This is a genomic window from Flavobacterium flabelliforme (assembly GCF_017948675.1).
GTDB lineage: Bacteria > Bacteroidota > Bacteroidia > Flavobacteriales > Flavobacteriaceae > Flavobacterium > Flavobacterium pygoscelis.
The window spans coordinates 273,667-286,459 of the sequence record NZ_JAGFBU010000004.1 but is presented as its reverse complement, the minus strand read 5'-3'; the positions used below and the strand labels follow the sequence as shown (position 1 = coordinate 286,459).

The window sequence follows — 12,793 nt, the reverse complement described above, 5'->3', positions numbered from 1 at the left end:
AAAATAATTTAACCTAAATGGACAACGAAAAAGAAAATAATGTCAAGCACTTTCTAGATTTAATTCAGAAATCTCGCAAAGGAAAGTTTAAAATCTACATTGGGATGAGTGCTGGTGTGGGAAAAACATACCGTATGCTTCAAGAAGCCCACACCTTACTAAAGAACGGTATTGACGTTAAAATAGGATATATTGAAACGCATAATCGCAAAGAAACGCATGAATTATTAGCTGGTCTTCCTGTTATTCCGCGCCGTACTATTTTCTATAAAGGGAAACAACTGGAAGAAATGGACGTGCAAGCGATCATTAATTTACGTCCAGAAGTGGTAATTGTCGATGAACTAGCACATACGAATATAGAAGGAAGCAAAAATGAAAAACGCTGGCAAGATGTATTAGAAATTCTAGAATCTGGAATCAATGTAATTTCGGCAGTAAATATTCAGCATATAGAAAGTTTAAATCAAGATGTAAAACGAATTACTACTATTGATGTACAAGAGAGAATTCCAGATCATGTGTTGCGAATGGCAGATGAAGTGGTGAATATCGATTTAACTTCAGAGGATTTGATTGCACGATTGAAAGAAGGCAAAATTTATACGGCTGATAAAATACCAACCGCATTGAATAACTTTTTCAAATCAGATCAAATTTTACAATTGCGTGAATTAGCTTTGAAAGAAGTGGTGAATCAAGTAGGTCGCAAAGTAGAAAATGAAGTCCCTAAAAATTTAGCTTTAAAGCCTCAAAAAATAGTCGCTTGCATTAGTAGTAATGATAAAATGGCTAAAATTGTGATTCGGAAAACAGCTCGATTGGCAAGTTATTACAATTGCAAATGGTATGTTTTGTATGTAGAAACGCCAAAAGAAAGTTCCAATAAAATAGCCTTAGATAAACAGCGCCATTTAATCAATAATTTCAAATTAGCGTCACAATTAAATGCTGAAGTTATCAAAGTAGAAAATAATAGCATTACCGATGCAATATTAGAAATTGTCGAACAGAAAAATATTACAACTGTTTGCATTGGGAAACCACATTTAAATTTATTTAAAGTAATTTTATCGACTACTATATTTAATAAATTACTGAATAATCTATCTTCATCAAATATCGACTTAGTAATTTTGTCCTAACTGTTAATTGCATCATTATGAAAATAAAAACCAAATTGAATCTGGGTGTCGGATTGTTGTTCTTAATGATTATTATCCTTTCCTTGATAAGTGCTTATTCTGTTTTTTTGATAAAAATAGACACTCAAAATATATTAAAAGCGAATTATAATACGTTAGAATATTCTCGTAATATGTTGCTTTCATTAGAAAAAATTAGTGCCGATAAAAATATAGATTTTTCTGTTTTCGAAAAAAATCTTAAAAGGCAGATGAAAAATGCAACTGAAATTGGTGAAAAAAATGCTAACATTAATCTGGAAAAAAAATTCATCACACTTAAAAATGATTTCAGCAACGAGTCAGTAAAAAATCAAATTCGGCAAGATATTTTTGAAATAATGAAATTGAATATGAATGCCATTAAGCAAAAAAGCGATGTGGCAACTCATACTGCTGAAACGGCCAACTTATGGATTGCTATTACAGGAACGTTATGTTTCTTGATTGCTTTTAATTTACTAGTAAATTTACCTAATAATATTGCCAATCCTATTAAAGAACTGACAGATAGTATCAAGGAAATTGCCAACAAAAATTATTCGCAAAGAGTACACTTTATGAATCATAATGAATTTGGAGATTTAGCAAAATCATTCAATTCAATGGCGGAGAAATTACAAGAATACAGTAGCAGTAACTTACACAAATTATCATTTGAGAAAAAACGATTAGAAACCTTGATCAATAATATGCACGATCCAATTATTGGATTGGACAATACAGGAACTATATTATTTGTAAATAATGAAGCATTGAAAATCATTGGTTTAAAGTCTAGTGAAGTTGTAGGACAATTGGCCACTACTCTAGCTCTTACTAATGATTTGATGAAATCACTTATAGTAAGTACACTGCTTGATGGCAAACAGAAAGTGGAACCGATGAAGATTTTTGCAGATAATATTGAAAGTTATTTCGAAAAAGAAATTGTAAATATTACTATTAAACCAACGGGTGAAGACCAAACAATTGATATTGGTGATGTAATCATTCTAAGAAATATTACTGTTTTTAAAGAGCTAGATTTTGCAAAAACCAATTTTATAGCTACGGTTTCTCATGAATTAAAAACGCCTATTTCTTCGATAAAAATGAGTTTACAAATTCTTGAGAAAGAAGATACTGGAAAGATGAATGAGGATCAAAAACAGCTAATTACAAGTATCAAAGAAGATAGCGAAAGATTGCTGAAAATTACCGGAGAATTACTGGATTTATCTCAAGTAGAAACGGGAAACATACATCTAACTATAGAAAACAACAATCCTTACGAAATAATAAATTATGCGATAGCGGCTGTAAAAGTAAAAGCCGATCAAAAAGCAATAAAAATCATTATTGATGCCCAAGAAAACTTGCCTTTTGTAAAAGCCGATACCGATAAAACTGCTTGGGTTCTTATCAACTTTTTAACAAATGCGATCACCTATTCCTCTGAAAATAGTAATATTATTGTCAAAGTAAGACAAGAGAATAACACAATCCTTTTTGAAGTTATAGACAAAGGAAAAGGGATTGATAGTCATTACAAGAATAAAGTTTTTGATAAATATTTCCAAATTCCAGGAAGTCATAAATTAGGAACTGGATTAGGTTTAGCCATTAGCAAAGAATTTATTGAAGCTCAAAATGGTATAATAAGTGTAAAAAGCGAACTGGGATTAGGAAGTACTTTTAGCATTGCACTACAAGCTGATACCTAGCAAGAAAAACAATTTATAAACATGTTTTTATTTACAATAAAAAATTGAAACATTCCTAATTAAAAAAACGCTGCAGTAATCTGCAGCGTTTTTTATGTTTATGTTCTACGAATTTGATTTTGCTACAAACTTGCCATGTCAATTACAAAACGATATCTTACATCTCCTTTCATCATTCGATCATACGCTTCGTGAACATTTTTGATATCTATCATTTCAATATCAGAAACGATATTATGTTCTGCACAGTAATCCAGCATTTCTTGTGTCTCTGGTAATCCACCAATTAATGAGCCTGCTAAACTTTTTCTACCTCCAATAAGGCTAAAAGCGTGGATTTGGTAGGGTGTTGGAGGCGCTCCTACACAAATATGAACTCCATTAACACCCAACAAAGAAAGGTATAAATTCAAATCATGTGGTGCAGAAACAGTATCTAAAATAAAATCAAAATAACCAGTTACACTTTTTAATTGCTCTTCGTCTTTAGTTACTATAAATTTATGAGCTCCTAATTTTTTAGCGTCAGCTTCTTTTTCAGGAGAAGTACTTAAAACCGTAACTTCTGCTCCAAATGAAACTCCAAATTTTACGGCCATGTGTCCTAAACCACCTAATCCTAAAACAGCTAGTTTATGCCCTTTACCCACTTTCCAGTGTCTTAATGGCGAATAAGTTGTTATTCCTGCACAAAGCAATGGCGCTACTGCCGCAAAATTTAATTTGTCTGATACATGAAGTACAAAATCTTCATGCACTACAATTGTATTAGAATAACCACCATAAGTAGGCGTTTTACCATCTTGACCTAAAGCATTATAAGTTCCTGTGCTTCCATTAGAACAAAACTGCTCTAAGCCTTCTTTACAATTATCACAGGTTCTACAAGAATCTACCAGACAGCCCGTTCCGGCAAGATCACCAACTTTAAACTTTTTGACATGAGTTCCTACTTTCACTACTTTACCTACAATCTCATGACCGGGAACCATAGGATAAATAGCGCCACCCCAATCGTCCTTTATTTGGTGTAAATCACTATGGCAAACACCACAAAACTGTATGTCAAATTGTACATCGTGAGGTCCTACTTCTCTTCTTTCAAAATTCCAAGGGGCTAAATCTGTTTTTGCATCCTGAACTGCATATCCTTTCGTTGGTATCATAATTTTTAATTTTTACTAAAATTATGGAATTATTAGTTTTATACAGAATAGCAATTCATAATATTTACATAATTTAATTTTAGTTACTTTTTTACAAATGAATAAATAATTATAAATAGAAAAAACAAATTGCAATTCTTCAGCTTTATTAAAACTAATATAGATTGGCTAATTTGAATTTAATTGTTTTTAAGTATCTTTAAAAAAATAAAAAAACTATGAAAAACCAGTCTTATAAAAATCACATTCGCTTTTATCCACCGCATCATTTTGTTTATTATCCTATTATAATGGCTTTTCTTGCCTTTAGCATTTACTTTGCATTCACAACTCCTGATGTATTATTATGGTCGTTTATCAGCGCTATTTTCATAGTGTTATTTTGTCTGGCTTTCATGCTAAGACAACATTATGCCTTAACACTACAAAACCGAATCGTACGTCTCGAATTAAGATACCGATATCTTGCTACAACTGGAAATAGATTTGAGGTTTTTGAAGATCAATTAGATGATTCGCAATTATTTGCCTTGCGTTTTGCTCCAGATGAAGAGCTCGCTGCACTAACTCAAAGAGTAGTCACCGAAAATTTATCCGAAGATACCATCAAAAAATCAATTAAGAATTGGAAAGGCGATTACGAAAGAGTATAATATTACAGAAGATTACTACTGTTTAATTTGAACAACAATTTAGAATTTGTTTCTTTGCTAGGAATTGAAAAATACAAAATGCCAGAATATTTTTTAGATATTGAATACAACGAAATTACTTATTCTGAAGAGCAAGTTAATTTTAAAGAATTTGAATGCTGTACTTTTACAAATTGTAATTTCTCACAATGTATCTTTGTCGCGGTAACTTTTATAGATTGTACTTTTAATAATTGTATTTTTAGCGAAGCCAAAATTAATTATGTAGCCTTTAGAACCGTAGTTTTTAATAATTGTGAAATTAAAGAGGTGAATTTTGCAATGTGCGATAAACTAATTTTCGAAATCGCCTTTAATAACTGTATTCTGGATTTTTCTAAATTTTATACATTAAAAATAAAAAGAACTTCCTTTACAAATTGCAGTCTAGTCGCTGTAGATTTTATGAATACGGATCTAACTGAAGTTGTTTTTGATAATTGTGATTTGTACCGCTCAGAATTTGCAAAAGCAATCGCTAACAAAGCCAATTTTCAAACGAGTTACAACTATACGATTGATCCTACCAAAACAAAAATTAAGAAAGCTCTGTTTTCTTTAGAAGGAGTCAAAGGATTGCTTTATAAACATGATATTACAGTTCAATAATTATAACAACTATAATTATTGAAATGTAAAATATTATCCATGAATGGTTTCGCTCTTACCATAATTTGCAATCACCGAAGCTTCAAATTCAATCCACTCACGCCATCTTTTTTCTACGTCAATTCCGGTTCCGTATTTTCTTGCATAGGTAATAAAAGTAGTGTAATGTCCTGCTTCACTTTCCATTAAATCCCTATAAAAAACAGACAATTCTTCGTCTTGTATGTTTTCAGAAAGTACTTTAAAGCGCTCACAACTTCTAGCTTCAATCATAGCGGAGAACAGTAATCGTTCTACTAAACTAGAAACGCGGCTCCCATTACCGTTCTTTTTCATGTACAAATACAATTCGTTTACATAATCGTCTTTGCGTTCACGACCTAATTTAAGTCCACGTTTGATAATAATATTATGAACTTGTTCAAAATGATCAATTTCTTCTTTGGCCAAAGCCAAAAGATCCTGAACTAAATCCTGATGTTCTGAGTTATTGGTGATAATCGTAATCGCATTAGTAGCGGCTTTTTGCTCGCACCAAGCGTGATCGGTCAATATTTCTTCAATATTTTTTTCTACTATATTTACCCATCTAGGATCCGTTGGCAATTTTAATCTTAGTACAGACATAATTTTAGTCTTAAATTTATAAAGTAATAAAGTCGAAAATCAAACTCAAAAAAGAACAGATTAATGTCTTTTTCAGGCTATTGACTTTCGACTTTAAAAATTTTGAACTATTTGTTAATATACAAAAATAGCTCTTTCGCTCATCATTTCGTTTACTTCATTAGCAACTGCTTCGATAACGTCTTCATTGGTAGGATCTACTAAAACTCTGTCGATTAAATCAACAATAGTTTCCATATCTGCTTCTACAAGACCACGAGTAGTAATTGCTGCAGTACCAACACGAATTCCTGAAGTTACAAATGGAGATTTGTCATCAAATGGAACCATATTTTTATTTACTGTGATTTCTGCTTTTACCAATGCATTTTCAGCTTCTTTTCCAGAAATATTTTTGTTTCTTAAATCAATCAACATCATGTGATTGTCCGTTCCTCCAGAAATAATTTCGTATCCTCTTTTTACAAAAGCGTCTGCCATAGCATTTGCATTTTTTTGTAATTGTAAAGCATAGGTAAAAAATTCATCTTTTAATGCTTCACCAAAAGCAACTGCTTTTGCAGCAATGATGTGCATTAATGGTCCACCTTGATTTCCTGGGAAAACAGCAAGATCCAATAATGAAGACATCATTCTTATTTCTCCTTTTGGAGTTGTTAAACCAAATGGGTTTGGAAAATCTTGACCCATTAAGATCAAACCACCACGAGGTCCACGTAAGGTTTTGTGTGTTGTTGTTGTTACAATATGACAATGAGGCAAAGGATCGTTCATCAAACCTTTGGCAATAAGTCCTGCAGGATGAGAAATATCAGCTAATAAAATAGCGCCTACACTATCAGCGATTACTCTAAAACGCTCAAAATCCATATCGCGTGAGTAAGCCGAAGCTCCTGCGATGATTAATTTTGGTTGTTCTCTAGTCGCTATTTCTTGAATTTTATCGTAGTTTAATAATCCCGTTTCTTTATCTACACCATAAAATGAAGGCGTGTATAAACGTCCAGAAAAATTTACTGGAGAACCGTGAGTTAAGTGACCACCATGAGATAAGTCAAAACCTAAGATTTTGTCTCCTGGTTTAATACAAGCATGGTAAACTGCTGTATTGGCTTGAGATCCCGAGTGTGGTTGTACATTTGCATAAGCAGCTCCAAATAATTCTTTGGCTCTATCAATTGCAATTTGTTCTACTACATCAACTACTTCACAACCTCCATAATACCTTTTTCCGGGATATCCTTCGGCATATTTGTTAGTTAATACAGAACCAGCTGCTTCCATTACTTCGTCACTTACAAAGTTCTCCGAAGCGATTAGTTCTAATCCGTGAATTTGTCTTTCTTGTTCTTCAAGAATAAGGTCAAAAATTTGTTCGTCGCGTTGCATTTTTTTGATTTTCGTTAATTTGATGCAAAAATACAAAAAAACGTTTGGTTAATAGTTAGATTATAATATATTTGATGAGTAATTTTCAACAAAATAATTAACAGAATATGCCAATAATAGCCAACGATATAAATAGAAAATCATGGATTGAAGTTCGTCCAGAGAGTGATTTCCCTATTCAAAATATACCTTTCGGTGTTTTTCTTACAAAAGAAAATGTAGTAACCGTAGGAACACGAATTGGAGATTTCGCTATTGATTTAGGAGCCTTACAACAATTAAACTATTTTGAAGGTATCGAACTTACTGATGATATGTTCATGCAAGATACTTTGAATGATTTTATTTCTGATGGTCAAAAAACATGGCGTTTGGTTCGTAACCGAATTGCAGAGATTTTTGACATTGAGAATCCAAAGTTGCAAGACAACGCAAAAGATAGAGAAATCATCATTTTCAATATGGAAGATGTAGAGATGCAATTACCAGTACTTATTGGTGATTACACTGATTTTTACTCTAGTAAAGAGCATGCTACTAACGTGGGGAAAATGTTTCGTGACCCAGAAAATGCACTTTTGCCTAACTGGCTTCACATTCCTGTAGGATATCATGGTAGAAGTTCTACAATTGTTCCTTCAGGTATTCCGGTACACAGACCAATGGGACAAACTTTACCAAATGGTGAAACGACTCCGGTTTTTGGACCCTCTCGTTTGGTTGATTTTGAGTTGGAAACGGCCTTTATCACTACAGATGTAAATATAATGGGCGAAAATATCTTGGTAACTGAAGCCGAAGAATATATTTTTGGAATGGTTTTACTAAATGACTGGAGCGCCCGCGATATTCAGAAATGGGAATATGTACCATTAGGTCCATTTTTAGCTAAAAATTTCGCCTCCTCAATTTCTCCTTGGATTGTAACTATGGATGCTTTAGAACCTTTTAAAACCAAAGGTCCTAAGCAAGAACCAACACCACTTCCCTACTTGCAACAAAAAGGAAAACATTCTTTTGACATTCATTTAGAAGTAGCGATTCAGCCTGAGAAATCAGAACCAACTGTTATTTCGCGTTCTAATTTTAAATATATGTATTGGACTATGAGTCAGCAATTAGCACACCATACCTCTAACGGTTGTCGTGTAAACTCTGGTGATATGATGGGTTCCGGAACTATATCTGGACCGACTCCTGATAGTTATGGCTCTATGCTAGAACTAACTTGGGGCGGAAAAAACCCAATTAAATTAAATGATGGAACAGAGCGCAAATTCATTAATGATAACGATACTGTTATTATGAAAGGATATTCTCAAAACGAAAACGTGAGAATCGGATTCGGTGAAGTTTCTAGTAAATTATTACCACCTTTCGTAAGAAAATAAATTATAGCCTTCCTAAAAAAACTCCATCAGCTTTTGCTTTTGGAGTTTTTTTTGTGCTAAAAATCAATTTTAGATTTATTGCTATAAAATTATTTTGATAACACTATTTCATACTAATAAGTTAATTTAGTGCGGTACTTTAAATTAAAAACGGGTATTGTATTCCTGTTTTAGTCCAGATAGTAATGAAAATCTTTATGCAGGAGAAGGTTCGTTTTATAGGCCTAAAAGAGCGACTAAAAGAAGCTCCTTTTAGGACTAATAAAACTAACTGATACCAATAAAATTGTAATGGAGAGCTGGAATATGCTTTTAAAGAAATAAATAAGTCAACTTTAAATAAAGCAATAAAATAAAAACTCTAATAATTTTCCTATTTTTGGATACTCAAAAAGAGGTCTTTATTATCGAGACTTACTAAAATGTATTATTTATGAAAAAAATTACGATCCTACTTTCCTTAATTATCCTTGCTACAGGGTGTGGAGTAAAGCAAACTCAAAATTTATTAGGTTCTGGAAATTATGATGAAGCCATTGATAATGCGGTATCTAGTTTGAGAACTAATAAAGATAAAAAAGGGAAACAAGATTATGTTTATTTACTGGAAGAGGCATTTGCAAAAGCAAAAGAGCGTGATTTAAACACGGTAAACTTACTCGTAAAAGAAGCTAATCCTGCACAATTAGAAAGGATTTATACTACTTATTTGCAACTTAACCAACGTCAGGAAAAAATAAAACCAGTACTCCCTTTGAAATTATTGAGAGAAGGTCGAAATGCCATTTTTCCTTTTGAAAATTATAATAATCAAATTATTGATAGTAAAAATGCTTTGTCTGTTTACTTGTATAACAATGCAAAAAAGCTAATGACTACTACTGATAAAATGAATTTTAGAAAAGCGTATGATGACTTGGATTATTTAAACAAAATAAATCCAAATTATAAAAATGTATTGCAATTGCTAGACGAAGCTTTGTTTAAGGGTTCTGATTATATATCTGTTTACACTAAAAACGAGACCAATATGGTTATTCCTAATCGTCTTCAAAATGATTTATTAGATTTTAGCACGTTAGGGTTAAATGACAAATGGACCGTTTATCATAGTACAAAGCAAAAAGGAATTAATTATGATTATGGTTTACTTATTAATTTTAGAGAAATTTATATTTCACCAGAGCAAATTAAAGAGAAGGAATTTACAAAAGAGCGCATCATCAAAGACGGTCTAAAAAAACTAATTGATGCCAACGGAAAAGAAGTAGTAGATGATAAAGGAAAAGTAGTTATGGTTGATAATCTGCGAACTGTAACGGCAAGTATTTATGAATACCGACAATTTAAATCCTGCCAAATTACAGCTAAAATTGATTATATAAACCTTAAAAGCAACCAATTATTGAAAACGTTTCCGATAACAAGTGAATATGTTTTCGAAAATATTTACGCTACTTACAAAGGAGATCGACGAGCATCTGATGATAATTATTACTCTTATTTTGATAAAAAACAAGTGTCTTTTCCTAGCAGCGAGCAAATGATTTATGATACAGGCGAAGATTTGAAAGCTAAAATTAAAGGTATTGTAACTCAAAATAGGTTTAGAAATCAATAAAAATATTTATTCAAATTAAAGTTAACTCCTTGACAATAAAATGTCAAGGAGTTTTTTTTTTGAAATAAAAAGTAACAATATCTTATTTTTTTGTTACAAAAGATAATTGTAGACTCGTATTTCAAAAAATTATGTACTTTTGCCCCGATGAATAACAACAATATAAATATAACTCCTATCTCACGGACAAACAGACCTACGGCTTCACCCGAAGTACGGACACTATAACTATAGTTTCCAGCAGTAATCTGTAATATTTTTATTCATTTTTCATTTTTTCGTTTTGAAATCAACCTTATTTTGTATTGGAGTATTAGCTCTGATAACTACTTGTAATTTATTGGCTTTATGCTGTAATTTAATGTATTGCTCTCTGATCAATATTTTCTTTATAGCACTAAATTCCTGTGTAAGTTTATTTCAAAAAACAAATCCTAGTATATTTTTTAACTACAAATTCAACTCTTGAAATGAACATTTCTATCCTTGTAACTGATGAAAATCACTATAAATATGCGCAAGAAATATGCGATACTATTGAATTATCTGCCTTACTGAGAGGTACTGGAATTGCTAAAAGAACGCCAGAATACATCCAGAAAAAGATGGAAAGCAGCGATGCGGTCATTGCACTAGTTGATGGCAAATTTGCTGGTTTTTGCTATATCGAAAGTTGGGAACATGGAAAATTTGTAGCACATTCAGGATTAATTGTTCATCCTGATTTTAGAAACTTAGGCTTGGCAAAAAAAATCAAATCATTTGTATTTGATTACTCCTTGAAAAAATATCCCGAAGCCAAGGTTTTTGGTATCACAACAGGTTTAGCAGTTATGAAAATCAATTCGGAATTGGGTTACAAACCGGTACCATTCTCTGAATTAACTACTGATCCAAGTTTTTGGAAAGGATGCCAAACTTGCACCAATTATGAAATTTTAAAAAGTAAAGACAACAAAATGTGTTTGTGTACTGGAATGCTTTACGACCCAAAAGAAAAACCTAAAAACCCACCAAAACATCCGTTTAATGTCCGGATATGGAATCGTTTAAAAAAAATAAAGCAAGCCTTGTTCTTAGAGGATTAATTCCCTCTACAAAACGAAAAAATTCAAAATTTAAATAAAAAATAATACTCTTTAGACAAAAGAACACCGATTATAAATCAAATGTATTAGAGAGAAAAAAATGAAATCATGAAAAAAGTTGTATTAGCCTATAGCGGAGGATTAGATACCTCCTATTGTTTAAAATATCTAAAAAATGAAAAAGGATACGAAGTTCATACTGTACTTATAAATACAGGAGGTTTTGATGAGGAGGAACTGGCCGCAATCGAAGAAAGAGCTTACGATTTAGGAAGTGCACAACACGTTAACTTGACTATTGTTGATAAATACTATGACAAGGCCATTAAGTATTTGATTTATGGAAACGTATTAAAAAACAATACTTATCCATTATCGGTAAGTGCAGAACGCGTTTTTCAAGCTATTGAAGCCATTAAATATGCTAAATCTGTTGGTGCAAGCGCTATAGCTCATGGAAGTACTGGAGCGGGAAATGATCAAATCCGTTTTGATTTAATTTTTCAAACCATTGCTCCCGAAATTGAGATAATCACTCCTATTAGAGATTTAAAATTATCGAGACAAGAAGAAGTTGACTATTTAGCAAAAAATGGGGTTCATTATTCTTGGGAAAAAGCACAATATTCAATTAATAAAGGGCTTTGGGGAACTAGTGTTGGCGGAAAAGAAACGTTAACTTCGTCAAAACCATTACCGAGCGAAGCTTATCCGTCGCAATTACAAAAAGAAGGAGAAGAAAAAGTAACTTTAGAATTCCTAAAAGGAGAATTAGTTGCTATAAATGGTAAAAAAGACAAACCTTCTAATAATATTGTAGCTTTAGAAAAACTAGCAAATGCTTATGCAATTGGTAGAGACATTCACGTAGGTGATACTATTATCGGAATAAAAGGAAGAGTTGGTTTTGAAGCTGCTGCTCCTTTAATTATTATCAAAGCGCACCATTTAATGGAAAAACATACTCTTGGAAAATGGCAACAATATTGGAAAGAACAACTAGGAAACTGGTACGGAATGTTATTTCATGAAGGCCAGTTTTTGGATCCTGTAATGAGAAATATCGAAACTTTCCTTGAAGACACTCAGAAAACAGTAAATGGAACGGTAACAGTTTCCTTGAAACCGTACCACTTTTCATTAGACGGAATTGAATCCGAAAATGATTTAATGAATACTGGTTTCGGTCAATACGGTGAAATGAATAATGCTTGGACATCTGATGATGCAAAAGGATTTATTAAGATTTTAGGAAATGCCCAAAACATATTTTCGTCTGTAAATAATGAAAACTATAATTAATTAACTTTTGTAACAATT

At 32.1% G+C, this 12,793-nt stretch carries 11 protein-coding genes; 8 read left to right on the top strand and 3 right to left on the bottom strand.

Going from position 1 to position 12,793, the window contains the following annotated elements; all coding sequences use genetic code 11:
• The first annotated feature begins 17 nt into the window (after positions 1–17).
• Complete coding sequence (locus tag J3S90_RS11795; protein WP_121926613.1) at positions 18–1,145, top strand: sensor protein KdpD; 1,128 nt, start codon at positions 18–20, stop codon at positions 1,143–1,145.
• 17 nt (positions 1,146–1,162) lie between these two features.
• On the top strand, positions 1,163–2,890 hold the full coding sequence (locus tag J3S90_RS11790) for a histidine kinase dimerization/phospho-acceptor domain-containing protein (RefSeq protein ID WP_210646348.1): 1,728 nt from the start codon (positions 1,163–1,165) through the stop codon (positions 2,888–2,890).
• A 122-nt stretch (positions 2,891–3,012) separates the two neighbouring features.
• On the opposite strand, the gene J3S90_RS11785 is transcribed toward J3S90_RS11790, so the two are convergent.
• Entirely contained in the window at positions 3,013–4,056 is a 1,044-nt protein-coding gene (locus tag J3S90_RS11785) for an NAD(P)-dependent alcohol dehydrogenase (protein ID WP_210646347.1), read from the bottom strand.
• A gap of 218 nt (positions 4,057–4,274) precedes the next feature.
• On the opposite strand from J3S90_RS11785, the gene J3S90_RS11780 reads away from it, so the two are divergent.
• Positions 4,275–4,709, top strand: a complete 435-nt coding sequence (locus J3S90_RS11780) for a DUF6526 family protein (protein WP_210646346.1) — start codon at positions 4,275–4,277, stop codon at positions 4,707–4,709.
• Between the two features lie 78 nt (positions 4,710–4,787).
• Entirely contained in the window at positions 4,788–5,357 is a 570-nt protein-coding gene (locus tag J3S90_RS11775; RefSeq protein WP_210646345.1) for a pentapeptide repeat-containing protein, read from the top strand.
• 33 nt (positions 5,358–5,390) lie between these two features.
• Here J3S90_RS11775 and miaE read toward each other — a convergent pair whose 3' ends face one another.
• Both miaE and glyA read right to left on the bottom strand, forming a co-directional pair.
• The gene (gene miaE / locus J3S90_RS11770; protein WP_188050495.1) at positions 5,391–5,984 is read right to left on the bottom strand and encodes a tRNA-(ms[2]io[6]A)-hydroxylase; all 594 of its coding nucleotides are present in this window, start codon (positions 5,982–5,984) and stop codon (positions 5,391–5,393) included.
• Positions 5,985–6,098: 114 nt separating this feature from the next.
• Entirely contained in the window at positions 6,099–7,373 is a 1,275-nt protein-coding gene (gene glyA / locus J3S90_RS11765; RefSeq protein WP_188050494.1) for a serine hydroxymethyltransferase, read from the bottom strand.
• 107 nt (positions 7,374–7,480) lie between these two features.
• Between glyA and fahA the strand changes: the two genes are divergently transcribed.
• The 4 genes from fahA to J3S90_RS11745 all read left to right on the top strand — a co-directional run bounded on the left by fahA (position 7,481) and on the right by J3S90_RS11745 (position 12,775).
• A complete protein-coding gene (gene fahA, locus J3S90_RS11760) occupies positions 7,481–8,764 on the top strand; it encodes a fumarylacetoacetase (RefSeq protein ID WP_188050493.1) in 1,284 nt (427 codons plus the stop codon).
• A 433-nt stretch (positions 8,765–9,197) separates the two neighbouring features.
• Entirely contained in the window at positions 9,198–10,385 is a 1,188-nt protein-coding gene (locus J3S90_RS11755; RefSeq protein ID WP_210646344.1) for a hypothetical protein, read from the top strand.
• Positions 10,386–10,855: 470 nt separating this feature from the next.
• Positions 10,856–11,473 carry a GNAT family N-acetyltransferase gene (locus tag J3S90_RS11750; RefSeq protein WP_210646343.1) on the top strand — a complete coding sequence of 206 codons (618 nt, stop codon included), beginning with the start codon at positions 10,856–10,858 and terminating at the stop codon, positions 11,471–11,473.
• Positions 11,474–11,581: 108 nt separating this feature from the next.
• Complete coding sequence (locus J3S90_RS11745) at positions 11,582–12,775, top strand: argininosuccinate synthase (RefSeq protein WP_210646342.1); 1,194 nt, start codon at positions 11,582–11,584, stop codon at positions 12,773–12,775.
• Positions 12,776–12,793: the final 18 nt, after the last annotated feature.

Excerpts from the sequence above, each read along its gene's own strand:
- J3S90_RS11750 (WP_210646343.1), top strand. The coding sequence starts at position 10,856 with ATGAACATTTCTATCCTTGTAACTGATGAAAATCACTATAAATATGCG.
- J3S90_RS11790 (WP_210646348.1), top strand. The coding sequence starts at position 1,163 with ATGAAAATAAAAACCAAATTGAATCTGGGTGTCGGATTGTTGTTCTTA.
- J3S90_RS11745 (WP_210646342.1), top strand. The coding sequence starts at position 11,582 with ATGAAAAAAGTTGTATTAGCCTATAGCGGAGGATTAGATACCTCCTAT.
- J3S90_RS11775 (WP_210646345.1), top strand. The coding sequence starts at position 4,788 with ATGCCAGAATATTTTTTAGATATTGAATACAACGAAATTACTTATTCT.
- glyA (WP_188050494.1), bottom strand. The coding sequence starts at position 7,373 with ATGCAACGCGACGAACAAATTTTTGACCTTATTCTTGAAGAACAAGAA.
- J3S90_RS11755 (WP_210646344.1), top strand. The coding sequence starts at position 9,198 with ATGAAAAAAATTACGATCCTACTTTCCTTAATTATCCTTGCTACAGGG.
- J3S90_RS11795 (WP_121926613.1), top strand. The coding sequence starts at position 18 with ATGGACAACGAAAAAGAAAATAATGTCAAGCACTTTCTAGATTTAATT.
- J3S90_RS11780 (WP_210646346.1), top strand. The coding sequence starts at position 4,275 with ATGAAAAACCAGTCTTATAAAAATCACATTCGCTTTTATCCACCGCAT.
- miaE (WP_188050495.1), bottom strand. The coding sequence starts at position 5,984 with ATGTCTGTACTAAGATTAAAATTGCCAACGGATCCTAGATGGGTAAAT.
- J3S90_RS11785 (WP_210646347.1), bottom strand. The coding sequence starts at position 4,056 with ATGATACCAACGAAAGGATATGCAGTTCAGGATGCAAAAACAGATTTA.
- fahA (WP_188050493.1), top strand. The coding sequence starts at position 7,481 with ATGCCAATAATAGCCAACGATATAAATAGAAAATCATGGATTGAAGTT.